General features: G+C 72.1%; 28 protein-coding genes. 11 read left to right on the top strand and 17 right to left on the bottom strand.

Annotated elements, in window-relative coordinates; genetic code table 11:
* Positions 1 to 726, top strand: coding sequence for a 16S rRNA (uracil(1498)-N(3))-methyltransferase (locus ABGA98_RS21650; RefSeq protein WP_347620175.1), 726 nt, complete (start codon positions 1 to 3; stop codon positions 724 to 726).
* 15 nt (positions 727 to 741) lie between these two features.
* Here ABGA98_RS21650 and ABGA98_RS21645 read toward each other — a convergent pair whose 3' ends face one another.
* Together ABGA98_RS21645 and ABGA98_RS21640 are read right to left on the bottom strand one after the other, a co-directional pair.
* Entirely contained in the window at positions 742 to 1,389 is a 648-nt protein-coding gene (locus ABGA98_RS21645; protein ID WP_347620174.1) for a hypothetical protein, read from the bottom strand.
* On the bottom strand, positions 1,386 to 1,898 hold the full coding sequence (locus tag ABGA98_RS21640) for a SigE family RNA polymerase sigma factor (RefSeq protein WP_049573205.1): 513 nt from the start codon (positions 1,896 to 1,898) through the stop codon (positions 1,386 to 1,388). The genes ABGA98_RS21645 and ABGA98_RS21640 overlap by 4 nt, the downstream gene beginning before the upstream one ends.
* Before the next feature lie 281 nt (positions 1,899 to 2,179).
* Here ABGA98_RS21640 and ABGA98_RS21635 point away from each other — a divergent pair, with 281 nt between their 5' ends.
* The 8 genes from ABGA98_RS21635 (at position 2,180) to era (ending at position 8,201) form a co-directional block, all read left to right on the top strand.
* Positions 2,180 to 2,524 (top strand): histidine triad nucleotide-binding protein, encoded by a 345-nt coding sequence (locus ABGA98_RS21635; RefSeq protein WP_347620173.1) that lies wholly within the window; start codon positions 2,180 to 2,182, stop codon positions 2,522 to 2,524.
* Between the two features lie 117 nt (positions 2,525 to 2,641).
* On the top strand, positions 2,642 to 3,697 hold the full coding sequence (locus ABGA98_RS21630; RefSeq protein WP_347620172.1) for a PhoH family protein: 1,056 nt from the start codon (positions 2,642 to 2,644) through the stop codon (positions 3,695 to 3,697).
* Positions 3,687 to 4,163: an rRNA maturation RNase YbeY gene (gene ybeY / locus ABGA98_RS21625; RefSeq protein WP_347620171.1), complete on the top strand. Its 477-nt coding sequence runs from the start codon at positions 3,687 to 3,689 to the stop codon at positions 4,161 to 4,163. Before ABGA98_RS21630 ends, ybeY begins: the two co-directional genes overlap by 11 nt.
* Complete coding sequence (locus tag ABGA98_RS21620) at positions 4,136 to 5,455, top strand: hemolysin family protein (RefSeq protein ID WP_347620170.1); 1,320 nt, start codon at positions 4,136 to 4,138, stop codon at positions 5,453 to 5,455. The genes ybeY and ABGA98_RS21620 overlap by 28 nt, the downstream gene beginning before the upstream one ends.
* Before the next feature lie 312 nt (positions 5,456 to 5,767).
* Complete coding sequence (locus tag ABGA98_RS21615) at positions 5,768 to 6,403, top strand: hypothetical protein (protein ID WP_347620169.1); 636 nt, start codon at positions 5,768 to 5,770, stop codon at positions 6,401 to 6,403.
* A gap of 75 nt (positions 6,404 to 6,478) precedes the next feature.
* Complete coding sequence (locus ABGA98_RS21610; RefSeq protein WP_347620168.1) at positions 6,479 to 6,796, top strand: cytidine deaminase; 318 nt, start codon at positions 6,479 to 6,481, stop codon at positions 6,794 to 6,796.
* Position 6,797: 1 nt separating this feature from the next.
* On the top strand, positions 6,798 to 7,274 hold the full coding sequence (locus tag ABGA98_RS21605) for an NUDIX domain-containing protein (RefSeq protein ID WP_347620167.1): 477 nt from the start codon (positions 6,798 to 6,800) through the stop codon (positions 7,272 to 7,274).
* Positions 7,275 to 7,292: 18 nt separating this feature from the next.
* A complete protein-coding gene (era, locus tag ABGA98_RS21600) occupies positions 7,293 to 8,201 on the top strand; it encodes a GTPase Era (protein ID WP_347620166.1) in 909 nt (302 codons plus the stop codon).
* A gap of 33 nt (positions 8,202 to 8,234) precedes the next feature.
* Here the strand turns inward: era and ABGA98_RS21595 are convergent, their stop codons facing one another.
* The 15 genes from ABGA98_RS21595 to ABGA98_RS21525 all read right to left on the bottom strand — a co-directional run bounded on the left by ABGA98_RS21595 (position 8,235) and on the right by ABGA98_RS21525 (position 23,152).
* Positions 8,235 to 9,692, bottom strand: coding sequence for an MmgE/PrpD family protein (locus ABGA98_RS21595; protein WP_347620165.1), 1,458 nt, complete (start codon positions 9,690 to 9,692; stop codon positions 8,235 to 8,237).
* On the bottom strand, positions 9,689 to 10,513 hold the full coding sequence (locus ABGA98_RS21590; RefSeq protein WP_347620164.1) for a cyclase family protein: 825 nt from the start codon (positions 10,511 to 10,513) through the stop codon (positions 9,689 to 9,691). Before ABGA98_RS21590 ends, ABGA98_RS21595 begins: the two co-directional genes overlap by 4 nt.
* A 140-nt stretch (positions 10,514 to 10,653) precedes the next feature.
* Entirely contained in the window at positions 10,654 to 11,148 is a 495-nt protein-coding gene (locus ABGA98_RS21585; protein WP_347620163.1) for a hypothetical protein, read from the bottom strand.
* Positions 11,149 to 11,152: 4 nt separating this feature from the next.
* On the bottom strand, positions 11,153 to 12,004 hold the full coding sequence (locus ABGA98_RS21580) for an urease accessory protein UreD (protein ID WP_347620162.1): 852 nt from the start codon (positions 12,002 to 12,004) through the stop codon (positions 11,153 to 11,155).
* Positions 12,004 to 12,678 carry an urease accessory protein UreG gene (ureG, locus tag ABGA98_RS21575; RefSeq protein ID WP_347620161.1) on the bottom strand — a complete coding sequence of 225 codons (675 nt, stop codon included), beginning with the start codon at positions 12,676 to 12,678 and terminating at the stop codon, positions 12,004 to 12,006. The genes ABGA98_RS21580 and ureG overlap by 1 nt, the downstream gene beginning before the upstream one ends.
* A gap of 15 nt (positions 12,679 to 12,693) precedes the next feature.
* Entirely contained in the window at positions 12,694 to 13,515 is an 822-nt protein-coding gene (locus tag ABGA98_RS21570; RefSeq protein WP_347620160.1) for an urease accessory UreF family protein, read from the bottom strand.
* A complete protein-coding gene (locus tag ABGA98_RS21565; protein WP_347620159.1) occupies positions 13,515 to 15,224 on the bottom strand; it encodes an urease subunit alpha in 1,710 nt (569 codons plus the stop codon). The genes ABGA98_RS21570 and ABGA98_RS21565 overlap by 1 nt, the downstream gene beginning before the upstream one ends.
* Entirely contained in the window at positions 15,217 to 15,528 is a 312-nt protein-coding gene (locus ABGA98_RS21560; protein ID WP_347620158.1) for an urease subunit beta, read from the bottom strand. Before ABGA98_RS21560 ends, ABGA98_RS21565 begins: the two co-directional genes overlap by 8 nt.
* Positions 15,525 to 15,827, bottom strand: a complete 303-nt coding sequence (locus ABGA98_RS21555; RefSeq protein ID WP_347620157.1) for an urease subunit gamma — start codon at positions 15,825 to 15,827, stop codon at positions 15,525 to 15,527. Before ABGA98_RS21555 ends, ABGA98_RS21560 begins: the two co-directional genes overlap by 4 nt.
* 273 nt (positions 15,828 to 16,100) lie before the next feature.
* Entirely contained in the window at positions 16,101 to 18,674 is a 2,574-nt protein-coding gene (locus ABGA98_RS21550) for a BTAD domain-containing putative transcriptional regulator (RefSeq protein WP_347620156.1), read from the bottom strand.
* A gap of 69 nt (positions 18,675 to 18,743) precedes the next feature.
* Complete coding sequence (locus ABGA98_RS21545; protein WP_347620155.1) at positions 18,744 to 19,463, bottom strand: Mut7-C RNAse domain-containing protein; 720 nt, start codon at positions 19,461 to 19,463, stop codon at positions 18,744 to 18,746.
* 50 nt (positions 19,464 to 19,513) lie between these two features.
* Entirely contained in the window at positions 19,514 to 20,695 is a 1,182-nt protein-coding gene (locus tag ABGA98_RS21540) for a glycoside hydrolase family 6 protein (RefSeq protein WP_347620154.1), read from the bottom strand.
* Entirely contained in the window at positions 20,695 to 21,828 is a 1,134-nt protein-coding gene (locus tag ABGA98_RS21535; RefSeq protein WP_347620153.1) for a protein kinase, read from the bottom strand. The genes ABGA98_RS21540 and ABGA98_RS21535 overlap by 1 nt, the downstream gene beginning before the upstream one ends.
* 45 nt (positions 21,829 to 21,873) lie before the next feature.
* Positions 21,874 to 22,854 carry a GNAT family N-acetyltransferase gene (locus ABGA98_RS21530; RefSeq protein WP_347620152.1) on the bottom strand — a complete coding sequence of 327 codons (981 nt, stop codon included), beginning with the start codon at positions 22,852 to 22,854 and terminating at the stop codon, positions 21,874 to 21,876.
* 52 nt (positions 22,855 to 22,906) lie between these two features.
* Complete coding sequence (locus ABGA98_RS21525) at positions 22,907 to 23,152, bottom strand: DUF2630 family protein (protein WP_347620151.1); 246 nt, start codon at positions 23,150 to 23,152, stop codon at positions 22,907 to 22,909.
* Between the two features lie 38 nt (positions 23,153 to 23,190).
* On the opposite strand from ABGA98_RS21525, the gene ddaH reads away from it, so the two are divergent.
* Complete coding sequence (gene ddaH, locus ABGA98_RS21520) at positions 23,191 to 23,937, top strand: dimethylargininase (protein WP_347620150.1); 747 nt, start codon at positions 23,191 to 23,193, stop codon at positions 23,935 to 23,937.
* 247 nt (positions 23,938 to 24,184) lie between these two features.
* Positions 24,185 to 25,888 (top strand): 2-isopropylmalate synthase, encoded by a 1,704-nt coding sequence (gene leuA / locus ABGA98_RS21515; protein WP_347620149.1) that lies wholly within the window; start codon positions 24,185 to 24,187, stop codon positions 25,886 to 25,888.
* The last annotated feature ends 37 nt before the right edge of the window (positions 25,889 to 25,925 follow it).

Below are 25,925 nucleotides of genomic sequence, written 5' to 3'. Positions count from 1 at the left end.
GTGACCGTCCCCGTCTTCCTGTCGCGGGAGCTGGACGGCACGGAGCTGACGCTCGACGGCCCGGAGGGGCGCCACGCGGCCTCTGTCAGGCGCCTGCGGGCCGGCGAGCGGGTCGACCTGACCGACGGCGCCGGCTCCGTCGCCGAGTGCGTCGTACGCGAGGTGCTGAAGGACGCGCTCAGGCTCGACGTGATCGGCCGGCACACCGTCGAGCCGCCCAGCCGGCGGCTGGTCGTCGTCCAGGGGCTGCCCAAGGGCGACAGGGGCGAGCTGGCGGTCGAGATGATGACCGAGGCGGGCGTCGACGTCATCGTGCCGTGGTCGGCCGCCCGGAGCATCACGCAGTGGAAGGGCGACAAGGTCGCCAAGGCGCTGGGGCGCTGGCGGTCCACGGCACGTGAGGCGGGCAAGCAGGCCCGCAGGTTCCGTCTGCCCGAGGTGGCCGACCTCGCCTCCACCTCGCACGTCGAGCGGCTGCTGTCGGAGGCGGCGCTGGGGCTGGTGCTGCACGAGGAGGCCGCCGAGCCGCTGTCGGGCGTGGAGTTGCCGGCGGGCGGCGACATCGTGGTGGTCGTGGGACCTGAGGGCGGCGTCTCCGCGGACGAACTCGACAGGTTCCGCGCGGCGAAGGCCGTGCCGGTGCTGCTGGGGCCCACGGTCCTGCGTACGTCCACGGCGGGCGTGGCGGCGGCGGCCGTGCTGATGACGCGTACGGGGCGCTGGTAGGGCCTCTGAGGGCTGTCAGGGCGCCGGCTGGGAGGCGTCGAGGAGCGGGCTGCTGCCGCCGGTGGGCGTCTCCTCCACGACGTCGCCCGGCGGGCACTCCTCCATCGGGCACGCCGTGGGCTCCATGGACGTCTCTTCCGGGGTGGGCGTCGGGCTGGGGGTGCTCGTGGGGCAGTCGGGCGCCGGCTCGGCCGGTACGACGGTCGTCGACGGGCACGTGGTGGGCGTGGGGCTGGACGAGGGCGACGGCGCCCTGGTCGAGTCGGCCGTCTTCGAGGTCCGCGGCGTCGGTGACCTCGACTCGGGCGGCACGAAGACGACCTCGGAGCGCGAGGGGACGGGCTTCTTCGGCGGGGGCTCGTGCGAGCGGGTGGTGGAGGAGTTGGACGGGACCTCGGAGGACTCGACACCGGCGGGCTGCACGGGGCTCTCCTCGGTGATCTGGGAGCGCAGCCCGGGAACCGTCATCACGATCGTCCCCGCCACGAGAAGGGCACTGGCGGCGGCCGCCCCCGCGCGCCACCAGAACAGGTTGCGAACGCCGCGCCGCTCGATGCGGGCACGGATGATCTCCAGTCCTTCCGGCGAGGGTACGACCGCGTCCGCCTCCGCACGGAGCGCACGACGCAGCGCGTCGCCGTACTCGTCGGGGGGCTGGGTCATGACATTTTCTCCAGAACGGATCGCAACGCGGCCATGCCACGAGCGGTGTGGCTCTTGACCGCCCCCTTGCTGATGCCCATGGCGTGAGCGATCTCAGCTTCGGACAGATCACCGTAATAGCGTAGGACCAGTGCTTCTCTCTGTCGGGTCGGCAGGGCTCGTAACGCCTCGATGACGGCGGAGCGTTCCAGCTCGCCGATCGCGCCGTTCTCGGCGCTCGGGGCGTCAGGCAGGCCCTTGGGAGCGTACTTCTCGACGACCGCGCGGTGACGCAGCACGGAGCGGGACCGGTTGACGACGGATTGACGCAGGTAGGCGAGTGCTTTGTCGGGATCACGCAGCCTACGCCATGCGCCATGAATGGCGACGAACGCATCCTGCACGACTTCCTCAGCGGTTGCCATGTCGCGCACCAGCAACACAGCGAGACGCACCAACGACCGGAAATGCGCGCTGTAGAGCGCGGTAACGGCCATGTCGGCATCCCACCCGACCGGCACCGCCCCCATCGACCTGTCGGCCAGAAGGGTTTCGGTGGTCACATCAGTGGGACGCGCGGCCTTCCCAGAGGGTTTACGCTCTTCCGGTTCTTGAGGTTTCCCCGGTTCCTTAGGGTGCATTACCCAGTCGTGTTCCTCGCCAGGTGGCGCTCGCCCGACCCTGAATCGTGTTCTTTTTTGCTGAAGTGTCGCACACTCACCCTAACCGCGTGGATCTTCCTGCGCACGACACAGCTGATTACCGATTCGCAACGGACTCCTGACGCCGAGGCTGTCGATAGGGTACCGGTGTGAACGACTGCCTCTTCTGCAAAATCGTGGCCAAGGAGATCCCGGCCGAGATCGTCTACGAGACCGGCAGGGCACTGGCGTTCCGCGACATCAACCCGCAGGCCCCCACCCACGTGCTGGTCATCACGAAGGGCCACTACTCCGACGCGGCGGCGCTCGCCGACGCCGACGACGGGCTGGCCGACGAGGTGCTCAAGGCCGCCCACGCCGTGGCCGTCATGGAGGGCGTGGCCGAGGAGGGCTACCGCGTGGTGTTCAACACCGGGCCGGGCGCCGGGCAGACCGTCTTCCACGTGCACGCCCACATCCTGGGCGGGCGTGCGCTGACGTGGCCGCCGGGTTAGCCGGACCTCTGATGCCCAACCCGGTGATATTGACGCGAGCATTCGGCGTCGTCCCGGATACGATGGGCTCAGAAGACACCGAAAGAGACCGGGAGGCATCAGGCCGCTGGCCTGCCCATGTCCGAACTACACGAATCCCGACGCACGGCACCTCCCTCGCGCACACAAGCCAAGGTGCTGATTCCGGACGAATACCCGATGGTCAGCCTCCTCGGCTCCCGTGACGAGCTGCTTCGCGTCATCGAGGGTGCCTTCAAGGCCGACATCCACGTACGCGGCAACGAGATCACCGTCACGGGCTCTCCCGACGAGAGCGGCACCGTGGTGCGGCTCTTCGAGGAGCTCGTCGAGGTGCTGCGCAGCGGCGGTGAGCTCACGCCCGACGCGGTCGAGCGCAGCATCGCCATGCTCCGCATGACCTCCGACCGCCCCGCCGAGGTGCTCTCCCTCGACATCCTCTCCTCCCGCGGCCGCACAATCAGGCCGAAGACGGTCAACCAGAAGCGCTACGTCGACGCGATCGACAAGCACACGGTCGTGTTCGGCATCGGCCCCGCCGGCACCGGCAAGACCTATCTCGCGATGGCCAAGGCCGTGCGGGCGCTGCAGGAGAAGCGGGTCAACCGGATCATCCTGACCCGGCCCGCGGTCGAGGCGGGAGAGCGGCTCGGCTTCCTGCCCGGCACCCTCTACGAGAAGATCGACCCCTACCTGCGGCCGCTCTACGACGCGCTGCACGACATGATCGACCCCGACTCGATCCCCAAGCTGATGGCCGCGGGCACGATCGAGGTCGCGCCCCTCGCCTACATGCGTGGCCGTACCCTTAATGACGCGTTCATCATCCTCGACGAGGCGCAGAACTCCTCGGCCGAGCAGATGAAGATGTTCCTCACCCGGCTCGGGTTCAACTCCAAGATCGTGGTGACGGGCGACGTGACGCAGGTCGACCTGCCCGCGGGCACGGTGAGCGGGCTGAGGGTGGTGCAGGAGATCCTCGACGGCATCCCCGACATCCACTTCTCCCGGCTGAGCAGCTCCGACGTCGTACGCCACAAGCTGGTGAGCGACATCGTCGACGCCTACGGGCGCTACGACGCCACCCGGGCCGCCCAGGAGCTGAAGCCCGTCCAGCAGCGGGGGAAGCGGCGGGTGAGCGACCGTGAGCATTGAGCTGAACAACGAGTCCGGCGTCGAGGTCGACGAGGAGTCTCTCGGTGCCCTGGCCGCCCATGTGCTCGGCGAGATGGGCATCAACCCGCTCGCCGAGCTGTCCATCGTGATGGTCGACGAGGACACCATGGCCGAGCTGCACGAGAAGTGGATGGGTGAGCCGGGCCCGACCGACGTGCTGGCCTTCCCGATGGACGAGCTGCGTCCCGGGGGCGGCGCGCGTGGCGAGGCCGACGGCGCCGCCGATCCCGCGCTCCTGGGCGATGTCGTGCTCTGCCCGCACGTGGCCGCCAGGCAGGCGGCCGAGGCGGGTCACGGCGCCGCCGACGAGCTGGAGCTGCTGTGCACCCACGGAATCCTCCACCTGCTCGGCTACGACCACGCCGAGCCTGAGGAGCACAAGGAGATGTTCGGCTTGCAGGCCCGGCTCCTCGAGTCGTGGCAGGGGGTGCGCAACTCGCGGTGAACGCCTGGTTGTTGCTGGTCATCGCCCTCGTGATCATCGGTGGCCTGATCGCCAGTGCGGAAACGGCACTGACGCGCATCTCCAGGGTGCGCGCCGAGGAATACGCGCGCGAGAGCCGGCGCGGCGCGGCGCGGTTGCAGGCCATCGTCAACGACCCGCCGCGCTACCTCAACCTGCTGCTGCTGCTCAGGCTGAGCTGCGAGCTGGTCGCGACGGTCATCGCCACCCTGCTGTTCATCGATCTCATGCACGACCAGGGCTGGGCCTACGTCTGGGCCGCCGTCGTGATGATCGTGATCAGCTATGTGGTGGTCGGGGTCATGCCGCGTACGCTGGGCCGCCAGCACGCCGAGCCGGTCGCGCTGGCCAGCGCGCCGATCGTGTACGGCCTGACCCGCATCTTCGGCCCCCTGCCCAAGCTGCTCATCCTGCTCGGCAACGCGCTGACCCCCGGCAAGGGGTTCCGCGACGGGCCGTTCACCTCGGAGGCCGAGCTGCGTGACCTGGTCGACCTGGCCGAGGAGCGCAGGGTGATCGAGCCCGACGAGCGCGAGATGATCCACTCGGTCTTCGAGCTGGGCGACACGCTGGTGCGCGAGGTCATGGTGCCCCGCACCGACATGGTCTACATCGAGCGCGCCAAGACGATCAGCCAGGCCCTGTCACTGGCGCTGCGGAGCGGGTTCTCCCGCATCCCGGTCGTGGGCGAGAACGAGGACGACGTCGTCGGCATCGCCTATCTGAAGGACATCGCCCGCAAGATCCACGAGTCGGGCGAGGGCGGCGGCAAGGACACCGTCGAGTCGATCATGCGTCCGGCCGCGTACGTGCCCGAGAGCAAGCCCATCGACCAGCTCATGCGGGAGATGCAGGCCAGGCAGATCCACATCGCCATCGTCATCGACGAATACGGCGGCACGGCCGGGCTGGTCACGATCGAGGACGTCCTGGAGGAGATCGTCGGGGAGATCACCGACGAGTACGACCAGGAGGCGCCGCGCGTCGAACCCATGCCCGACGGTGGCATGCGGGTGACCGCGCGCATGCCGGTCGACGAGCTGGGCGAGCTGTTCGACACGGAGATCGAGGTCGACGACGTGGAGACGGTGGGCGGCCTGCTGGCCCACGCGCTCGGGCGGGTGCCGATCGCCGGCTCGCACGCGCAGGTGGCCGGGCTCTCGCTGACCGCCGAGAGTCTCGCGGGACGCCGCAACCGCATCAGCACCGTGGTGGTGCGCCGGGTGGTGCCTCCCGAGGACGAGGCCGTTCCCGCCGCCGTCGAGCGGGAGTGACCCGCGACCGGGACCTGTACGGATGGATGCCGCAAGCGTTCTACAAGTGGTCTGCAAGCTCCGCACGGCAGTCTTCTCACCAAGACATCCAGTGCGGTGGGTGTCGGGGAGCGTCAGAAGCCGGATGGGGTTCGCGGCAGGCTGGCGCTCCGGGGGGCGACGGCGTCACGGCCTGCTAGGGGGTTGTGGCGTCGGTCGGCGCAAGGGTGTTCTCGTCCAGGAAACCGGATGAGAACACCCTTTTTGCGGGTTGGTGGGAATTTCGGTGGGTTGCTGCTTCGCCGGTTGGGGAGGCTGCGACCAGGGGGAATCATGAGGCGCGAACGAGGGATCGTCGGCTGCGGGCTGCTGGCCTGCGTCCTGGCCGGATGCGGCGGCGGGCCGGCGGGGAGCCACCTTGATCCGGGGGTCATGGCGCAGCTGCGCGCGGTGCTCAGCGAGGAGCCCCGGCTGCCCGACGGGTTCACGCCCAGGCCGGGGGAGGCCTGGCGGATACCGTTCGACAAGGCGGGCAAGAACTGCCGCACCATGCTCCGCCCCGCTGAGGGGCGGGCCCCGAGCCAGGCGCTGACCGCACAGGTGGCGGTCAGCTACGCCGGCGACGACCTGGGCGAGCAGGCCGGGGTCGCGCTCGCCAGGTACACCGGCGGCGAGGCGGCCGACCACCTCGACGAGCTGGCCGACGCGCTGGAGTCGTGCCGGCGCGTCAGCTCCCCTTCCGGCACCGACCTGCGCTCACGCGAGCTGCCGATCGAGGACGTGGGGGACGAGGCTGTGGGCGCACGGCTGACCGGCCGGCTGAACGGCTACCCGTACGCGATGGACGTGGTGTTGTCGCGGGCCGGCGACACGCTGGTGTCGGTGGTGCACACCGGTCTGGAGGATGTGGACGCCGGCCGTACGCGGGCGATGGTCGACGCGGTCATCACCATGGCGGAGGACCGCTGAGGCCGGGAACGGAGGACCCGTGAGGTCGGCCCCTCGCCGTCATCCGTACGGCGGTCCACTCGTTAGCCTGGACCCGTGACTCTCGATCCGGAAGACAACAAGCTCATCGTTCTGGCCCGGTCCGCCAGGGCCCGCAACGGCTCCGCGGAAGGAGCCGCCGTGCGCGACGAGACCGGCCGCACCTACGCGGCGACGAACGTGGCGCTGGAGGCGCTGACGCTGCCGGCCGTGCAGGTCGCGGTGGCCATGGCGATCTCCAGCGGGGCACGGTCGCTGGAGGCCGCCGTGCTGGTGAGCGAGGGCGGGCCGAGCGCCGCCGACGAGGCCGTGGCCGCCGAGCTGGGCGTCAAGGCGCTGCTCGTGGCCGGCCCCGACGGCACGGTGCGGGGCTGACATGCCGATGTCGCCCTTTCTGGCGCGGCTGCGGGAGAAGGTCGGCACCGACCTGATGATGTTGCCGTCGGCCTCCGGCTTCGTGTTCGACGACGAGGGCAGGCTCCTGGTGGCCCGGCACGGCGACGTGGGGCTCTGGGCGGCGCCGGGCGGCGGCATCGACCCGGATGAGCGGCCGGCGGACGCCGTGGTCAGGGAGCTGCACGAGGAGCTCGGCCTCGAGGTCGAGGCGCTGGGCCTGATCGGCGTGTACGGCGGCCCCGAGTTCCGCACCGTCTATCCCAACGGCCACCGGGTCGGCTACGTCATCGCGGCGTACGCCTGCACGGTCGTCGCCGGGCGTCCCCGACCCGACGGCGTGGAAATCGACGACTTCCGCTGGGTGTCGGAGCAGGAGCTCGCCGGGCTGAAGACGACCCCGTGGACGCCGCTCGTGGCGCCCGAGGCGTTCACCTGGTGGCGTGAACACGTCGGTTGATAGGCCAGAATGCACAGTGTGACTTCGCCAGACAGCCATCGCGCCGGATTCGCCTGCTTTGTGGGGAGGCCGAACGTCGGCAAGTCCACGCTGATGAACGCCCTCGTCGGCAGCAAGGTGGCGATCACCTCGTCCAAGCCGCAGACCACCAGGCGCGTCATCAGGGGCATCGTGCACCGTCCCGACGCCCAGCTCGTCATCGTCGACACGCCGGGGCTGCACCGCCCGCGCACGCTGCTGGGCGAGCGGCTCGACAGCCTGGTGTTGTCCACGCTGACCGAGGTCGACGCGATCGGCTTCTGCGTGCCGGCCAACGAGCCGATCGGCAAGGGCGACCGGTTCATCGCCGACAAGCTGGCGGCGGTGAAGAAGACCCCGGTCGTCGCGGTGGTGACCAAGTGCGACCTGGCGAGCAAGGAGCAGATCGCCGAGCAACTGCTGGCGGTTTCGGAGGTGGGGGAGTTCGCCGCCATCGTGCCCGTGTCGGCGCAGTCGGGTGACCAGCTCGGCGTGCTGGCCGACGTGCTGATCGAGCACATGCCCGAGTCGCCGCCGCTCTACGAGGACGGCCGGCTCACCGACGAGCCCGAGCAGATCCTGGTCGGCGAGCTGATCAGGGAGGCGGCGCTGGAGGGTGTGCGTGACGAGCTGCCCCACTCGATCGCCGTCGTCGTGGACGAGATGATGCCCAGGGAGGGGCGCGACGACCTGCTCGACATCTACGCGCACCTGTTCGTGGAGCGGCCGTCCCAGAAGGCGATCGTCATCGGGCACAAGGGCGCGCGGCTGCGCGAGGTCGGCACCAAGGCCCGCCAGCAGATCGAGGGGCTGCTGGGCACGCGGGTCTTTCTCGACCTGCGCATCAGCGTGGCCAAGGACTGGCAGCGCGACCCGAAGCAGCTGCGCCGCCTGGGCTTCTACGACTGACGGGCGGACCTGGCGGGCGTGCCGCGGCGCCGCTCAGTCCGGTGCGGGCGACGGCGGGCGGGTGGCGACGAGGGCCGGCTGGAGCAGGCCGGTGACGTCGTCGCGGGCCGCCAGCCCGCGGACCTGCCGGGCGAGCGAAGCGACGGCCTCCGGCGGGAGCACGCGCGAGGCGTTCAGCCGGTACTTCTCCTCCAGCTCGTCCATGCTCAGCGGATGCTCGGGCCCGCCCCGCGAACTGTGCACCCGGTGCTCCAGCCGCCGCCCGTCCTTGGTGCGGGCGCGCAGCACGGCCGAGAACGCCAGCGGGAACTCCTCCGTGCACACCTCGTCGGCCACCACCCGCACCCGGGCGGCCAGGGCGAGCCGCTTGTCGTCGCGGAAGGCGGCCTCGGTGAAGTCGTCGAGGTGCAGCCCGAGCCCGCCGCCGCCGACCAGCGCGCTGGCCACCGTGTACGGCCCGGAGAACTTGGCATGGTACGGAGTCCGGGGCCGCACCTTCTCCTCGTACGGCTCGCCGATCGTGCGCAGCGGCGCGGCCGCCACGCCCAGCTCTATCTCCGCCACGTCCTCGGCCCGCAGCCCCTGTGCCCGCAGCGCGAGCGCCGCGTCGATGCCGGGGTGGGTGAAATGGTTGGACGGGTACGGCTTGTAGACCGTACGCAGGAGTTCCCACCGATCGCCGAGCCCGTCGGTGATCGCGGCCGCGTCGTATCGCCCGTCGAGGAACGCCTGGAAGAAGCCGAACCGCCCCTCGAAGACCGTCGGCGGCCCGGTCACCCCTTCGGCGGCCATCATGGCGGCGACGACGCCCGCGTGGGCCGCCCAGCCGCAGTGGACGCGCTTGACGGTGCCGCCGGTGCGGTTGGCCTCGATGACCCCGGCTCCCATGCTCGCGGCGATGCCCATGGCCGCCGCGATGCCGCCGGCGTCCAGGTCCATGAGCAGGGCCGACGCGGCGGCGGCGCCGACGGTGCCGCAGATGGACGTGGCGTGCCAGCCCTTCTCGAAGAACAGCGAGTTGCGCAGCTCGGGCAGGTAGGAGGCCATGCCGAGCCGGTTGGTGATCTCGTTGCCCACGGCGATGGCCTGGCACAGCGCCGCTCCGGGCGCGCGTGCCGACTCCGCGACCGCGAGGGCGGCGGGCACGACGGAGGCGGACGGGTGGAGCACCGAGGGCAGGTGGGTGTCGTCGAAGTCGAGCGCGTGCGCGAGCGTGCCGTTGACCAGGGCGGCCGACGGCGCGGGGAGGGCGAGCGGGTGGCCGAGCACGGAGGACTCGCCGGCTCCGCCCCACCGGCCGGCCAGCCGCCGCACCGCCTCGTGCGGCTCGTCGTGACCGGTGAGCTCCAGGGCGGCCAGGCCGTTGCCGAACATGTCGAGCACGCGACCGGTGACGTCGTCCATGACGGGCGCGGGCAGCCCCGCGCGGGCGTGCGCGGCGAACTCGGCGAGGGTGGTCACGATGGTCACAGCGGCGGAGGTGCCGGTCATGGGGCGAGCACCGCGAGCGGCCGTACGGGGGCGCCGGTGGCGCCGACGACGTGCAGCGGGTTGATCACCAGCAGGAACTCGGTCGCGCCGAGCTCGCGCAGCCGGGTCAGCCGCATGGTCTCCACGATGTTCACCCCGGCCTCCACGAGGAGGATGCGGTGCACCGGCAGCGTGGCGTGGCCGCGTCCCGCCGCGATGTGCTCGAACGCGATGGTCTCGCCGCCGGCCACCTTGACGCCCCGCTCGACCAGCCAGCGGGCGGCGTCGGCGCCGGGCCCCGGCACGCCGCCCTCCTCGCCGACGAACCGGGACGGCCGGTCCCATTCGAGCGACCAGCCGGTGCCGATCAGCACCGCGTCGCCGGGCCGGATGGCCACGCCCGTCCTTGTCAGCGCCGCCTCCAGGTCGTCGCGGGTCACCTCGTATCCGGGGGGCAGCACGTCCACGCCGTGCACGGCGGTCACGTCGAGCAGCACGCCGCGCCCCACGTACGGGGGGAAGGTCTCGATGCCCAGCCGGGACAGCCCCTTGTGCGACTGGATGCCCGCGACCTCGACCCCGCCGTACGCGTGCCCGTCGTGGGAGACGTGGCCGAGCGCGTCGACGTGGGTGCCCACGTGCCCGCCGGTCACGATCAGCTCGTTGGCGGCCGACCCGCCGTCCTCGCGCACCATGTCGCCGTGGCGGCGCTCGATGACCATCCGGAACCTCGGATGGTTCGGCGACTGGGGCATGCCCGTCCGCATGGGCTGGGCGAGGTCCACGATCTCGGCGCCGTCGAGCTGCTGCCAGAGTGCTGTCCCTGTCTGTTCAACCTGCATGCGAAGATTGTCGCAGCAACCTGAACATCGTCCGCTTCTCCCGTCCCAGCGAGCGATGTCAGGAAAGCGCACCGATTCGGGCTGGACGGTCTCACCGTTCGCCGCCCGCCCCGCACTTGTGCGAAGCCTTGCCGGGGCCGTCAGCCGCGGCGCACCAGGGCCACGACGGCCAGCAGGATCACCGCGACGGCCGACGCCAGCGCCGCGAACCAGCCGAACCTGATCACCGGCTCGATCGACAGCAGGTCGCCGAGGTCGACGGAGACCCGATCGCGCAGGCTACGGTCGCCGGTCACGAACGACACCAGCACCACCACGGCCGCGCCTCCCGGGACGGCGGCCAGCGCGGCCAGCCGCGGGCGCCCGAGCACCCCGGCGAACCCGCACGCCAGCGCCGCCAGCCCGGCCACCAGGGTGTAGACCCCGGCCGCCGCGTCGACGCCGCGGACGTCATCGGCGATCGCACCACCGATGAGCTCGCTGCGCGCCTCCACCCCGGCCCACGGCAGGACCGCGCAGGACATCAGCAGGGCGCCCGCGATCACGACGCCCAGCGGTGCGCCGCGGCGGGCGCGCGGCCTGGCGGGCGAGCGGGTGGGCGGGCCGGCGGGCCTGGGCTGCGGGAAATCGGCCACACGATCAGGGTAAGCCGGACCCCGCCCCGCCACCAGCGGCCGCTACCTCACGCGACGAAGCCCTCACCGCCCCGCGAGCCGCCGCCGTGACCGCCGTCGCCGATTCATGAGCCGCCCGCTCTCCCCATTCCAGCCGCGAGCGCAGCTGCACCGCGTCGGCGGCCAGAGCGGACACCAGCGTGCCCGACACCGCCAGCGGCAGCACGGCGACCCCGTCGGCCACGACCGTCTCCCCGGCGCAAGCCGTCAGGAACGTGGTGCCGACGCAGCGGGCCGCACCATAGACGGCGGGGGAGGCGTCGAGGTCCGGGTCGCCGACGGTGAACTCCTGCCGGAGCAGCGGCAGGCCGTCGCAGGTGGCGTCGAAGCGGGCATGGCAGCGGCCCGGCGCCTCACCGTGCCGGCCGAAGACGATCTCCTCCCGCCACGACACGCTCGCGTCCGGCTCCAGCGCCAGCCGTACCAGCAGGCGGTGCTCGCAGCCGGCGGCGAGCACCGTCGGCTCCGGCGCGAACCGGAGCGTGGCTCCCGCGCCCACCCGGGCGGTGACCATCAGCTCCGACACGCCCTCGCCGGGCAGGACCAGCGTGCTCGCGACCGAGCCCAGCTCCAGCGTGGTGCGCGGGGCGACGTCGAGGTCCAGGGCGAGCCGGTCGCCGCCGAGCGGACCGGCCGCGGTGGAGACGAGGTGGACGGCGCACGGGCCGGTCTGGCGCAACGTGAGCGGCGGGGCCGAGGCCAGCCGCCGCACGACGGTCGTGCCGTCCCGCGCCCGCGCCGTCGCCACGGCGGCGTACGCCCGCATGGCCCGGCGTCCCGAGCCCCCGCCCCCGCGGGAGGCCGTGTCCCCGGGCATCAGGCGACGGGCGCCGGGTGGGCGTGCGACCAGGCGCGTACCTGCTCCGCGACCCAGCCGGCCACGTCGCCGGCCGCTGGGTCCCGCCTGATCGAGGTGAACATGACCGGCCGCTCGCCCCGCACGGCCGCCGCGTCACGCGCCATCACGCCCAGGTCGGCGCCCACCATCGGCGCCAGGTCGGTCTTGTTGACCACCAGCAGGTCCGCCGCCGTGACCCCCGGTCCGCCCTTGCGCGGCACCTTGTCGCCGCCCGACACGTCCAGCACGAAGATCTGCCGGTCGGCCAGCCCCCGGCTGAACGTCGCCGTCAGGTTGTCGCCACCGCTCTCCACGATCACCAGGTCCAGCGGGCCGAACCGGCATTCCAGCGTCTCCACGGCGTCGAGGTTGGCGGCGATGTCGTCGCGGATGGCGGTGTGGGGGCAGCAGCCGGTCTCCACGGCCAGGATGCGCTCCTTGTCGAGCACGCCCGCACCGCGCAGGAAGTCGGCGTCCTCGGTGGTGTAGATGTCGTTCGTCACCACGCCCAGCGACAACGACGGGCCCAGCGTCCGGCACAGCGCGGCGACCAGGGCCGTCTTGCCGCTGCCCACGGGGCCGCCGACCCCCAGCCGCAGCGCCCTGCCCCGGCCGTCGGGGGCGTGGTGGTGATCGTCGTGATGGATGCCCATCGTCGGGGTCCTTTCCTAGGAGACGAACAACCTGATCCCGGCCCGGGCATGCCGCTCGGCCAGAAGATCGAGGGCGGGCGCCGAGTGCGCGGGCAACGCCGCCCAGCGCACCTGGGCGCCGCCGAGCTGCGCGCTCGCGTCCGGTCGGCCGGGCCGCGGGGGTGCGTGCGCGTCATCGGGATGGGCGCGCGGGGTGGTGGGGCCGGGGTGCTCGGGCGTGACGGCCGTGCGGGCGTCGGCGGCCACGGCGGACACCTCCGGCGTGAGGCCGGCCAGCAGGCCGTGCACGGCGACCGGATCCAGGCCGAGCAGGCGGACCGCCGCCGTGGCCGGGCCGCTGACCGCGTGGTACGCCGCCGCCAGCGCCGCGTCCCCCGGTGCCGCTCCCGCCGCGTGCGCCGCCGCCCCGAGCGCGACCGGATGATGCGGCTGCGGTACGGCCCGCGCCAGCTCGTCGAGCACCGGCGACGGCCACACCCGCCGGGCGACCCTGAGCAGCAGCCTGCCCTGCGTCCTGGAGGCGTCCCGCTGGGCGGGTGCGGCGGTCCTGGCGTCGACCTCCCTGTCGAGCACTGCCCACGGGCCCGCATCACCCCCGGCCAGGAGCCCGGGTGGCAGGGCGGTGGCGGGCGGCGTACCGGCGGCCTGGGCGCAGGCGGCGGCGGTGAGGGCGGCCGCGAGCGCGCCCGCCGTGTGGAGGCGGCCGCGCAGGAAGCGCGCGAGTGAGGGCACGTCGTGCACCGCCCCCGAGGCGATGGCCTGTTCGGCGCCGCCCGAGTGGGCGTGGCCGCCGGCCGGGAGGCGGGAGTCGGTGAGGAGCAGCAGGGCGGGGTGCATCAGAAGAGGAAGTACCGCTGGGCCATGGGCAGGCGGGCGGCCGGGGCGGGCTCGATGAGCTCGCCGTCGACGCGGACCTCGAACGTGTCGGGCGCGACCTCGATCCTCGGCAGGGCGTCGTTGAGGGGCATCGCGGACTTGCCGCGCCGGCGTACGTCCTGGACGGGGGCCAGGCGGCGGCGTACCGCGAGACGGCCGGCGAGGCCCGCGTCCAGGGCCGCGGGCGCGACGAAGTGGAGCGAGGTGGCGGCGGCGGTGACCGGCGAAGCGCCGAACATGGGACGGGGCAGCACCGGCTGGGGCGTGGGGATGGAGGCGTTGGCGTCGCCCATCTGCGCCCACGCCACGACGCCGCCCTTCAGTACCAGGTCGGGCTTGACCCCGAAGAACGCGGGGCTCCACAGCACGAGATCGGCGAGCTTGCCGGGCTCGACGGAGCCGAGCTCGGCGTCCAGTCCATGGGCGATGGCCGGACATATCGTATATTTCGCGACATAGCGCTGCGCCCGCGGATTGTCCGCAGGCCCTCCGCCGAGCGCCCCCCGCCGCCCCTTCATCACGTGGGCCGTCTGCCACGTACGGATGATCGTCTCCCCGATCCGGCCCATCGCCTGCGAGTCGGAACCGATCATCGAGATCGCCCCGAGGTCGTGCAGCACGTCCTCGGCCGCCATCGTCGCGGGCCGGATGCGCGACTCGGCGAAGGCCAGGTCCTCGGGGATCGACGGGTTGAGATGGTGGCAGACCATCAGCATGTCGAGGTGCTCGTCGAGCGTGTTGGCGGTGTGCGGCCGGGTGGGGTTGGTGGAGGACGGCAGGATGTTGGCCTGACCGGCCACGCGGATGATGTCGGGCGCGTGCCCGCCGCCCGCCCCTTCCGTGTGGTACGCGTGGATCGTGCGGTCGCCGATGGCCTTGAGCGTCGACTCGACGAACCCGGCCTCGTTCAGCGTGTCGGTGTGCAGCGTCACCTGCACGCCCGCCGCGTCGGCCACGCTCAGGCAGACGTCGATGGCGGCGGGCGTGGATCCCCAGTCCTCGTGCAGCTTGAAGCCGGAGGCCCCGGCCGCGAGCTGCTCGCGCAGCCCTTCGGCGCTGACCGTGTTCCCCTTGCCGAGCAGCGCGAAGTTCAACGGGTACGCGTCGAGCGACTCCAGCATCCGGCCGAGATACCAGGCCCCGGTGACGGTCGTGGCCTTGGTGCCCTCGACGGGTCCCGTGCCGCCTCCGACGATCGTGGTGACCCCGGACGCGACGGCCTCGTCGAGGAGTTGCGGGCAGATGAGGTGGACGTGAGAGTCGACGGCCCCGGCGGTGAGGATCCTGCCGTTGCCCGCCAGCACCTCCGTGGACGGCCCGATGACCAGGTCGACGCCGTCCATCGTGTCGGGGTTGCCGGCCTTGCCGATGGCGTACACGCGGCCGTCGCGAACTCCGACGTCGGCCTTCACCACACCCCAGTGGTCGAGGATGACCGCGCCGGTGATGACCAGGTCGGCCGCGCCCTCCGCGCGGGTGGTCCGCGCCTGGCCCATCGACTCGCGGATGACCTTGCCGCCGCCGAAGACGGCCTCCTCGCCCGCCCCCGTGGGGCCCATCGCGCGGTCCTCGGTGACCTCGATGAACAGGTCGGTGTCGGCCAGCCGGATCCGGTCGCCGGTGGTGGGCCCGTAGAGTGCCGCGTAGCGGGCACGCGCGATGTCACCCATCGAGCGGCCCCGCCCACTCCTGCCGCAGGCCCGGCACGACCCGGCGGCCCGCGATCGGCACCAGCGTCACATCGCGCTCGACGCCGGGCTCGAACCTCACCGCCGTCCCCGACGGCACGTCGAGTCGCATCCCCCAGGCCGCCTTCCTGTCGAACTCCAGCCCCGGGTTGGCGGCCGCGAAATGATAGTGGGAGCCCACCTGCACCGGCCGGTCGGCGGTGTTGACCACCCGCACCGTCACCCGCTCGCGCCCCGGGTTGAGCTCGATCGCGCCCTCGGGATGGGTGTACTCGCCCGGGATCACGGGATCGGCCTGTGCACGGTGACCAGCTTCGTGCCGTCGGGGAACGTGGCCTCGATCTGCACGCTCTCCAGCATCTCCGGCACGCCGTCCATGACGTCGGCACGGTCGAGCACCGACCGCCCGGCCTCCATCAGGTCGGCGACGCTGCGCCCGTCTCTGGCGCCCTCCATGAGGAACGACGCGATGACGGCGGTGGCCTCGGGGTGGTTGAGCCGCAGGCCCCTGGCCCGCCGCTCGCGCGCCACCCCGGCGGCGACGTGGATGAGCAGCCGCTCCTGCTCGTGTGAGGTCAGCCTCATGGCCGGACCATAAGAACCGGCCGTTTCCTGGGTGTTGCCGCGTGATGTCGAGTCGGTTTCGCCCTCGCGCTGAAGCGCCGTATGTCGGGATAAGTGCGCTTGTGAACGTCCGGCAATCGCCTCCTAACACGGGGGATCTTCCCGGGAAATCTCGCCGGGTCACGAAGGGCCGAGGACCTGCGCCGCGCGGACGTGCGGCGCCTGCTGGCCGTGTGAGGCCCGCGGCTCACTGCGGTGTCACTGAGGGCGTCACTGAGGGCGTCGCTGGGGACGTCACCGCGGAGTCTGCGCCAGGAACGTCCGGGTGTTCGCGGCGGCCTGCCGGTCGCCGGTCGCCTCGAAGACCTCCAGCGCCGCCCCGGCCAGCTCGCGCGCCCGCCCGGTCGCGCCCTCCGACCGGTTGACCCGGGCCAGGGCCAGCAGCGCGTGCGCGTCGAGCAGGCGGTCGCCGAGGCGTACGGCGATGCCTCTGGCCTGCTGGGCGGCGGCCCTGGCGGCCGGTTTGGCGGCCTGCGCCAGGCGTACCGCCGACAGGTCGAGCAGGGTGTCGGCCTGCCGGTGCCGGTCGCCCAGCTCCGCCAGGCGCCCGACGGCGGCCGCCAGCAACTCGCCGGCCTCGTCCAGCCGGCCGGCGCGGCGCAGCACCGCGCCCAGCACCCGCTCGGCGTCGGCCGTGTCGCGCTCGTTGCCGGCCTCCTTCAGGCAGGCGCGCAGCGCCCGCTCGGCCTCTTCCAGCCGGCCCAGCTCCAGGTGGACGCGGGCCAGCCGGCGTACGGCGTGGTTGACGTCGCGCGCGCGGCCCTGCCGCCTGACCATGTCCAGCGCGAGCCGCAGCCGCTCGTACGCGCGCTCCCACTCCCGCTCGGCCAGATGCAGGTCGCCCAGATCCAGCAGGATCAGCGCCTCGCCCTCGTCGTCGGCCGACCGCCGCGCCGACTCCAGCGCCGGCCCGGTCACGGCCCGCCAGTCGTCGAGGTAGCGGTGGCGTTCGAGGAAGGGCCCCAGCAGGTGCGCCAGCCGCCAGCACTCGTCGTCGAGCCCCGCCGCGTGCAGGTCGGCGACCAGGCTCACCAGGAACGCCCGCTCGGCTGCCAGCCATTCGACCGACTCCCTGATGTCCCGGGTGGCCACGGCCGTCGCCGGGTCGCCCGACACCAGGGAGAACCGCGAGGCCCGCACCCTGTCCAGCACCACCGCCGCCAGCCTCGCCAGCACCCCGGGGACGGGCTGCTCGCGGGCGAACAACCTGGTCAGGTCGTGCATCCGGTAGCGAACTTGGCCCGCCACGTCGACCCCGTACGTCTCCAGCAGGCCCGCGTCCACCAGCGTCTCGGCCTGCCCGCCGAGATGCTCGGTCACCCAGTCGGCGAAGTCGGGCGCCGCCAGCGCGCCGAGCCCGCGCAACGTCAGCCGGGCCGGCTCCGGCAGCCCGTCGAAGCCGATCGCGAGCACGCTGCGCACCGTCTGGTCGCCCGCGTGCAGCCGGTCGAGCCGCTCGTGCTCGTCCTCCAGCAGGCGCACCAGATAGTCGACGGTCCACTCCGGCCTGGCCGCCAGCCGGGAGCCGGCGATGCGCAGCGCGATCGGCAGCCCGCCGCAGAACCGCGCCAGCCTGCGCATGGCGTCGTTCGCCGCACGGCCGGAACACCGCGCGAGCAGGTCGAGCGCCTCCCCGTCGTCCAGCACGCCGACGGACAACCGCCGCGCCCCGGTCAGCCCGCCGAGCGAGGAACGGCTGGTCACGACCGTCGGGCAGGACGTCAGCAGCGGCCGCACCTGGGCCTCGGCCGCCGCGTTGTCCAGCAGCACCAGCAGCCCGCGGCCGGCCGCGTACGTGCGGAAGAGCCGTTCACGCTGCTCCAGCGACGCGGGGATCGCCTGGGCCGGGCAGCCCAGCCAGCGCAGGAAGTCCTCCAGCACCGCCGCCGGCGCCGTCGTCTCGCGCAGGTCGGCGTACAGGATGCCGTCGGGGAAACTCTCGCGCTCCCGCCAGGCCGCGTGCACGGCCAGCGCCGACTTGCCCGCACCCGCCTGGCCGTGCACCACGACCTGGCCGCCGATCACCTGGCCGAGCAGGGCGGCCCGTCCCGTGAAACCCGCCACGTCGGGCGGCAGCAACACCGGCGGGCCCGCCGACACGTGCAGCGACGCGTCGTCGTACAACATGCGGTGGTAGAGCAGCTGCAACTCCGGGTCGGGCTCGATCGCGTGGCCGCCGTCGAGCTGGTCGCGCAGCACCGCGTACGCGGCCAGCGCGTCCACGCGGCGGCCGCTGCGGTAGAGGGCCAGCATGTACTGGCCGCGGAAGCGCTGCCACGTCGGATGTTGCCGGGTCAGCCGGCGCAGTTCGGCCAGCAGCTCGCGATGGCGGCCCGCGTCCAGATCGGCCTGCAGCCTGCGCTCCAGGGCGAGCAGCCGCAGCTCGCCGAGCTCCTCGCGCAGCCGGCGCGTCTCCGACCACCGCTCGCCCTCGGGGTCGACGTCCTCCAGGACCTCGCCCCGCCACAACTCCAGCGCCTCCTCGTAGGCGCCCTTGCCGACCAGTAACCGGAACCGGTCGACGTCGAGCCCGCCGTCGCCGACGGCCAGCACGTACGACCCCGACACGGTGCCGATCACGTCTTTCCCGAGCAGCTGCCTGAGCCGGCCCACGTAGCCGCGGATCAGAGAGTCGGAGCGGTCACCTCCCTCGCGAGGCCACAACAGCCGCCGCAGCCGCTCGACGGTCAGCGGGCGACCGGCGTTGAGCAGGAACACGGCCAGCAGATCGCGGAGCTTGGGCGTCGTGGGCGTCAGATCCCGCTCGCCGTCGGCCACCTCGAGCGGCCCCATGATGCGAAAGTCCACACGACCCTTCCTTCGAGCCTTCGAGCTTCCGAGGAGAGATGTCGATCAGGATGGCACACCGCGGCGGTGTCAGGACGCCCAGGCTCGGGCCGTGCGCACGATCTCCTCCAGATGGCCGCTGTGCGCGCCGTGCCAGTAGACCTGGCCGCACCTGCCGCACCGGCCGTAGGCGTCGTAGCTGCGTCGCGTGCCGGCCGCCAGCAGCCGCTCGATCTCGACCTTGGCCACCTGCTCCAGCTCGCCGTTGCACGCCGTGCAGCGGGTCCACGGGCGCAGCGGCGGCGCGAAGCGCTCCAGCAGGTCACGGAGCTGGTCGGTGGGCCGCGAGCCGCGGACGTACGCGCCCAGCCACAGCGCGCGGCGGCGCAGCAGGCCGCGGTCCTGTGTGAGCAGCACCCGCCGCTCCTCGTTCGCCTGCACCACCAGAGCCGGATCGTCCATGTCGTTGTGGTAGGCGGCGTCGATGCCGAGCAGCCGCAGCCGCCGCGCCAGCGTGCCCAGATGAACGTCCAGCAGGAACCGCGGCTCTCCGGGCAACCGCTGCGGGCGCGGCACCGGGAGCACCTCCACCACGTCGCCGGGCGCGGGCTGGTAGGACGGCGGCACGCCCCGGGCGCCGGCCACGATCATCGGGCCGACCTCCGTCAGCGGGATGCCGATCGACTCGACGTGGTGCCCCAGCGTGGAGGTGCCGTCGGGGGCGACCTCCTGCCACTCGTGTCGCCGGCTCACCGGCAGGAACATCCTCAGCTCAGTGGCGATGCGCAGGCGTACGGTCACAATCCCCATTCTGGTGGACCGGGCCACGGGAATTCATGTTGATATCTCCTGGCACGCGCTCACTTCAGCGGCGGATTCGCGTTCTTCGCCCGTTCCAGCGCCAGGTCGGCCCACCACTGGCCGCCCTCCGGCGACACGACACCGCGCTCGGGATCCTTCTCGCCGCTCGTGCCACGCCTGCACCGGCCGCTCGACTCGCCCGCCCGCGCGATCCACAGGTACGCGTCGACCAGCTCCTCGCCCGTCTCCGTGGTGGGCCGCGGGCCGACGCCCCTGCCCGGAGGGTTGCACCACACCTGCGGGTCCTCGTACTTCTTCTCCTGCGGCCTCCACGAGCCCTGGCCGTTCCTGGCGGTGTCGATCACGAAGTGCGGCATCCTCGACCGGTCCACGGGCGCGTCCTGCGGGCACTCGTCGCGGCCCGTCGTCAGCTGGACGCTGACGCAGGCCGACAGCGCCTTGCCGTACTCGACGCTCTTCTCAGTACGCTGGTAGCCGGCCGAGTTGACGAAGAACCCGTCCGCCTCCTCGACCCCCGCCCCGATCAGCCGCCGCGCCATGACGTCGGTGCCCGGCCAGTAGTTCTGGCTGCCGTCGAGGTAGACCGCCGTGCGGGGGCTGGACTTCAGGCTCCGTACGGCCTGCCTGAGGTCCCGGTAACGCTGCTCGGGGGAGCCGTCCGCGTCGCACTTCTCCGTCCCCGGCAACGTGACCAGGCTGGACGGCTCCAGGATGACCACCGCCCTGGCCTGGCCGATCTGGCGGGCGATGCCCTTGATCCACTCCTGGTACGCGGCCATCTCCTCGGGCTCGACCGGCAGGCAGTCGCTCCCCGGCATGGAGTTGATCAGGAACACCGGGACACCGCCCTCCTTCCCGGCCGCCGCGATCGTGTCGTCCACCTTCGACCTGACCTCGGGCTGGTTGAGCCGGATGGCGTGGGGGACCGCGGCCAGCCTGCTCATCAGCTCCGCGTCCTCGGGGCGATCCTTCTTCCACAGCGCCGCCTGCCTGCGCGCGTTCGGCTCGGGCGGGGAGTAGAGCGGCACCTTGCCCTGGGCCATGAGGGGGTTGCGGGTTGTGCCCGCCGGCCGGGTCGCGTCCTGACCTGTGGTGCCGCTCTGCCCGGCGGTGGCGGTGGCTTCGTACGCCGTCGTGCTGCCCGAGGTGCCTTCGTCACGCCACATGAGCGCCGCCGACACCCCGGCCACCGCCACGACCACGGCCGCGGCGGCCGCCATCAGCTTGCGCTGGACCCGCCCGCCGCCGCGAGCCTCGACACCCCACGCCTCGGGACCTTCCCCGGCCCACCACTCCCCGCCCCTTCCGGACCGCGCCGATCCCCCGGACCGTCGTGCCCGTCCTCACCCGGGCCTGCCGACCCTCCGACACTGTCGCGACCTTCTGGACCCTTGGTCGGCCCGGCGGTGTCATCCGGAGCGGTGGGCCGCCCGTCTCCTGAGCCCGCGCCCGTGCCGCCTTCCCCGCCCGTCCCTGCGACATCCCCTCCTGGGACCGGCGTGCCAGGGCCGCTGGTGGTGCTCGGCCCGGAGCCCGAGGCGCCGGGACCCGGCACGGCCGAGGTGCTGAGGCCGTCCATCAGATCCTGGGCGGTGGGGCGTTCAGCGGGGTTCTTGACCAGCGACGCCACCACCAGGTCCCGCAGCGACCCCGTGAGCCCGCGCAGGTCGGGGGGTTCGTTGACGATGCGCAGCAGAACCGTCGGCACCGAGCCCGACCCGAACGGCGGCACGCCCCCGGCGGCGAAGGCGACCGTACAGCCCCACGAGAAGATGTCCGACGGCGGCCCGATGGTGACGCCCGACACCTGCTCGGGCGACATGTACGACGGCGTCCCCACGATCGCGCTGCTCATCTCCGCGTCCGCGAGCTGCGCGATGCCGAAGTCGATGACCTTGGGTCCCACCTGCGACAGCAGCACGTTCGACGGTTTGAGGTCACGATGCACCACCCCCGCCCCGTGGATGGCGCGCAGGGCCATGGCCATCGAGGCGGCCAGCCCGTCGAGAGCCGAGCCCTTGAGCGGCCCCGAGGAACGGACGACGTCATCGAGGCTGGGACCCTCGACATATTCGGTGACCAGGTAGGCCACATCACCCTGGACGTCCGCGTCGAGGACGGGCGCGGTGCAGAACCTGGCGACCCGCCTGGCGGCGGCCACCTCGCGGGCGAAGCGGCGCCTGAAGCCGGCGTGCGCGTCCAGCCTGGCGTGGATCAGCTTGACGGCCACCTGCGTGCCGTCGGGGGAGCGGCCCAGGTAGACGACGCCCATGCCGCCCTCGCCGAGCCGGCCCAGGAGGGTGTACGGGCCCACCTGCCTGGGGTCTCCGTCTCTCAGCGCCTCCATGGTCATAGTGGGTCAGGTTAGCTCCCCGCGCGCCGGATGATCCATGCGCGCCTACACCTCCATGCGCCACTCGTTCCATTCGTCGAAGAGCTCGAACCCCATGGCCTCGTTGATGGCGAGCATGTGGCTGTTGCTGGTGGCGTTCCAGGTGATGACGCGTTCGACGTGCGGCTCGCGCTCGCGCAACCACAGCAGGTTGCCCAGCTTGAGCAGCAGGCCGAGGCGGTGCCCGCGGTGCGCGCCGAGCACCGTCGTGTCGGCCTGCTCCGCCCAGCCGTCGGAGCGGCCGGCGTTGAGGTAGATGCGCGTGTAGCCCGCCGGGGCGCCGTCGGAGTCGCGGCGGGCGATCGAGGTGTAGCAGGTCCTGCCCCCGGGGACGATGCCCTCCTCGCGGTGCAGCAGGCGCTCCGGGCTGAAGATCACGTCCTCGACGGCGCTGTCGCGCGGGGCGTCGTTCATGCCGCCCATCAGCGTGGCGAGGTCGGGCACCAGCTCGGGGCCCGCAGGCCCGGCGAACCGTTCGACGTGGTAGCCGGCGACCTCGGGGACCATCCGTTCGAGCGCTGCCCAGTCCACCTTGCGCAGGTCGAGCACGCGGCGGGCCTCGACGAGCGCCACCTCCATGCCGCGGGCGCGCGCGAAACGGGCGCCGGAGCCGGTGGCCGTGGTCTCCGCGAGCAGCAACCGCCTGCCGTGGTGGCGCAGGCGGCCGAGCAGGTGCCCGAACAGTTCCGTCCCGAGCCCGCGCCGCTGGTGTCCGGGCCGGACGGCGAAGGGGAAGATCGTGCCGAGGTGGGTGTTGTCGAGCAGCGGGAGCGACAGGCCGTAGCCGCCGACGACCTCGCCGTCCTCGACGGCCACCCAGACCTCGGCCCGCTCGCCGGGGCTGTGCGCGCAGACGTCCCTGCGGAAGCGGGGGAGCGGCGGCTGGGGGCCCGGGTCGTCGGCGGAGGCGGCGGCCACACAGGCGTCGTAGAGGCCCGCGACCTGATCGTCAGAAGGGTCGTCGAGGTCGATCGGCTGGATCCGCATGAGGTCAGCAAAGCGCACCGGCGGCGGGCCCGGCGACAGGTTTTCCCGCCGCCTACTGGCGGTAGTTCTCCACCTCGCCCGCGGGCCTGGCCGCGGCGTCGTCGGGGTCGTCGCCCGCGTTGCGCCTGGCCCGGCGCTGCCTCAGCAGGTCCCAGCACTGGTCGAGGGCCATCTCCAGCTCCTTGATGCGCGCCTGTTCCTCGTCCGTGGTCACCTCGCCCGCCGTCAGCTTGCCGCGCAGCTTGTGCTCCTCGCTGACCAGAGCGCTGATCCTGGTGAGAATCTCGTCGTCCCGCATGCCCAAGACTCTAATCACCCCGTGATAGAAGACGCCCTATGGCTGGTATTGCGCTGGTAAGGAAGCCCGGTCCCCGAATCGCCGAAGGCATCGTCACCCACATCGAACGCGAACCCGTGGACCACCGGCGGGCCCTCGCGCAACATGACGCCTACGTCGAGGCCCTGGCGGCCGGCGGATGGCGACCCGTGTACGTGCCGCCCGCCGACGACCTGCCCGACGCTCCGTTCGTGGAGGACACGGTGGTGGTGTCGGGGCGGCTGGCGGTGCTGACCAGGCCCGGCGCGCCGGAGCGGCGGCCGGAGGTGGACTCCGTGGCGGCGGCCGTACACGAGCTGGGGTTGAGGGCCGTCAGGATCGCCGCCCCCGGCACGCTCGACGGGGGCGACGTGCTGCAGACCGGCGCCACCCTGTACGCCGGCAGGTCGGCGCGTACCAACGATCAGGGGATCGAGCAGCTGGCGGCCCTCCTCCCCGAACGCGAGGTCGTGCCCGTGAAGATGAGGGGCGTGCTGCACCTGAAGTCGGGGGTGACCGCGCTGCCCGACGGGACGCTCATCGGAGATCCCCTGCACGTGGACCTGCCCGATCTGCTCGTGCCGGAGGAGGAGCCGGGTGCGCACGTGGTGCCGCTCGGCGGCGACCGCGTCCTGATGGCCGCTTCGGCGCCCCGGACCGCCGCCATGCTCGAACAGCGCGGACTCGCCGTGACAACCGTTGATATTTCCGAGTACGAGAAACTCGAAGGCTGCGTGACCTGCCTCAGCGTCCTCATCCCGGACTGACACCTACGACCCTTTTCCGGACAGACGCCTCCAACCCCATCCCCGGACATGCGACGCCTCGTCCGGCCCGCTTCTCAACATCCGAGACCCGGGACGGCGCATGGCGAGACGTCTGGTACCGTCGTTGGCATGCTGCGCGGCCTCCTGCTTAGCTGCCGCGGCGGGGGCCTCTAAGGCCGGCTCCCTCGCCGCGGAGCCTGTCGTGCGCGTCGGCCGCTTCCTTCCGTCCCAATCAGGAGCAGCAGCCATGACCGCCCAGCAACCCAGCCCCATGCCCATCCATCGCTACCAACCGTTCGAGCCCGTACGCCTGCGCGACCGCACCTGGCCCGACCAGGTCATCACCAAGGCCCCCCGCTGGTGCGCGGTGGACCTGCGCGACGGCAACCAGGCCCTGATCGACCCGATGGACCCACACCGCAAGCTCCAGATGTTCGAGCTGCTGGTACGCATGGGCTACAAGGAGATCGAGGTGGGCTTCCCCGCCGCCTCGCAGACCGACTTCGACTTCATCCGGCAGATCATCGAAGAGGACCGCATCCCCGACGACGTGGTCATCCAGGTGCTGACCCAGGCCAGGCCCGAGCTGATCGAGCGCACCTTCGAGTCGATCGAGGGCGCCAAGCAGGCCATCGTCCACCTGTACAACTCGACCTCCACCCTCCAGCGTCGCGTGGTCTTCGGCCAGGACAAAGACGGCATCACCGCCATCGCGGTCGAGGGCGCCAAGCTGGTGAAGAAGCTCGCCGACGCGACCGACGTCGACGTGCGTTTCCAGTACTCCCCGGAATCGTTCACCGGCACCGAGCTCGAATACGCCGTCGAAGTGTGCGACGCGGTCACCGAGGTGTGGCAGCCCACCCCCGACCGTAAGACCATCCTCAACCTGCCGGCCACCGTCGAGATGGCCACGCCCAACATCTACGCCGACCAGATCGAGTGGATGCACCGCAACCTCAAGCGCCGCGACTCGATCATCCTGTCGCTCCACCCGCACAACGACCGCGGCAGCGCCGTGGCCGCCGCCGAGCTGGGCTACATGGCGGGCGCCGACCGCATCGAAGGCTGCCTGTTCGGCAACGGCGAACGCACCGGCAACGTCTGCCTGGTCACGTTGGGCATGAACCTGTTCTCCCAGGGCGTCGACCCCGAGATCGACTTCAGCGACATCGACGAGGTCCGCCGCGTCACCGAATACTGCAACCAGCTGCCCGTCCACCCGCGCCACCCGTGGGGCGGCGAGCTGGTCTACACCGCCTTCTCCGGCTCCCACCAGGACGCCATCAAGAAGGGCTTCGAACACCTCGAAAAGGACGCCGTGGCGGCGGGCGTGCCGGTCGACGACTTCACCTGGGCCGTCCCCTACCTCCCGATCGACCCTAAGGACATCGGCCGCACCTACGAGGCGGTCATCCGGGTCAACAGCCAGTCGGGCAAGGGCGGGGTCGCCTACATCATGAAGGCCGACCACCAGCTCGACCTGCCGCGCCGGCTGCAGATCGAGTTCTCCAAGGTCGTACAGGCCCGCACCGACACCGAGGGCGGCGAGATCAGCCCCGCCGCGATGTACGACGTCTTCCGCGACGAATACCTGCCCAACCCCACCAACCGGTGGGGCCGGCTCAGCCTCATGGCCCACCGCCACGAGTCCACGGAGGAACACGACCGCATCAGCGCCGACGTCCGCCTCGACGGCGAGATCCGCGAGGTGACCGGCACGGGCAACGGCCCGATCTCGGCCTTCATCGACGCCCTCACCCAGGTCGGCATCCGGGCGCGGGTCCTCGACTACGTGGAGCACGCGATGAGCGCCGGCGCCGACGCCAAGGCCGCCTCCTACCTGGAGTGCGACGTGGACGGCCAGGTGCTGTGGGGCGTGGGTGTCGACGCCAACGCCACAACCGCCGCCCTCAAGGCCATCATCTCCGCCGTCAACCGCGCCTTCCGCTGACCCACCCGCCCGGGCCCCTTTCACTGGGGCTCGGGCC

Source organism: Nonomuraea sp. B1E8 (genome assembly GCF_039871515.1).
GTDB lineage: Bacteria > Actinomycetota > Actinomycetes > Streptosporangiales > Streptosporangiaceae > Nonomuraea.
Note: the sequence above shows the minus strand (reverse complement) of the source record. Positions and strands in the feature narration are given on the sequence as shown.

Coding starts and splice junctions, on each gene's coding strand:
- ABGA98_RS21580 (WP_347620162.1), bottom strand. CDS start 12,004: ATGCCCGGGGACACGGCCTCCCGCGGGGGCGGGGGCTCGGGACGCCGG.
- ABGA98_RS21530 (WP_347620152.1), bottom strand. CDS start 22,854: ATGCGGATCCAGCCGATCGACCTCGACGACCCTTCTGACGATCAGGTC.
- ureG (WP_347620161.1), bottom strand. CDS start 12,678: ATGGGCATCCATCACGACGATCACCACCACGCCCCCGACGGCCGGGGC.
- ABGA98_RS21525 (WP_347620151.1), bottom strand. CDS start 23,152: ATGCGGGACGACGAGATTCTCACCAGGATCAGCGCTCTGGTCAGCGAG.
- ABGA98_RS21545 (WP_347620155.1), bottom strand. CDS start 19,463: ATGGGGATTGTGACCGTACGCCTGCGCATCGCCACTGAGCTGAGGATG.
- ABGA98_RS21565 (WP_347620159.1), bottom strand. CDS start 15,224: ATGGGTGACATCGCGCGTGCCCGCTACGCGGCACTCTACGGGCCCACC.
- ABGA98_RS21645 (WP_347620174.1), bottom strand. CDS start 1,389: ATGACCCAGCCCCCCGACGAGTACGGCGACGCGCTGCGTCGTGCGCTC.
- ABGA98_RS21615 (WP_347620169.1), top strand. CDS start 5,768: ATGAGGCGCGAACGAGGGATCGTCGGCTGCGGGCTGCTGGCCTGCGTC.
- ABGA98_RS21540 (WP_347620154.1), bottom strand. CDS start 20,695: ATGGCGGCCGCCGCGGCCGTGGTCGTGGCGGTGGCCGGGGTGTCGGCG.
- ABGA98_RS21535 (WP_347620153.1), bottom strand. CDS start 21,828: ATGACCATGGAGGCGCTGAGAGACGGAGACCCCAGGCAGGTGGGCCCG.
- ABGA98_RS21555 (WP_347620157.1), bottom strand. CDS start 15,827: ATGAGGCTGACCTCACACGAGCAGGAGCGGCTGCTCATCCACGTCGCC.
- leuA (WP_347620149.1), top strand. CDS start 24,185: ATGACCGCCCAGCAACCCAGCCCCATGCCCATCCATCGCTACCAACCG.
- ABGA98_RS21605 (WP_347620167.1), top strand. CDS start 6,798: ATGCCGATGTCGCCCTTTCTGGCGCGGCTGCGGGAGAAGGTCGGCACC.
- ABGA98_RS21595 (WP_347620165.1), bottom strand. CDS start 9,692: ATGACCGGCACCTCCGCCGCTGTGACCATCGTGACCACCCTCGCCGAG.
- ABGA98_RS21590 (WP_347620164.1), bottom strand. CDS start 10,513: ATGCAGGTTGAACAGACAGGGACAGCACTCTGGCAGCAGCTCGACGGC.
- ABGA98_RS21630 (WP_347620172.1), top strand. CDS start 2,642: ATGTCCGAACTACACGAATCCCGACGCACGGCACCTCCCTCGCGCACA.
- ddaH (WP_347620150.1), top strand. CDS start 23,191: ATGGCTGGTATTGCGCTGGTAAGGAAGCCCGGTCCCCGAATCGCCGAA.
- ABGA98_RS21570 (WP_347620160.1), bottom strand. CDS start 13,515: ATGCACCCCGCCCTGCTGCTCCTCACCGACTCCCGCCTCCCGGCCGGC.
- ABGA98_RS21640 (WP_049573205.1), bottom strand. CDS start 1,898: ATGGGGGCGGTGCCGGTCGGGTGGGATGCCGACATGGCCGTTACCGCG.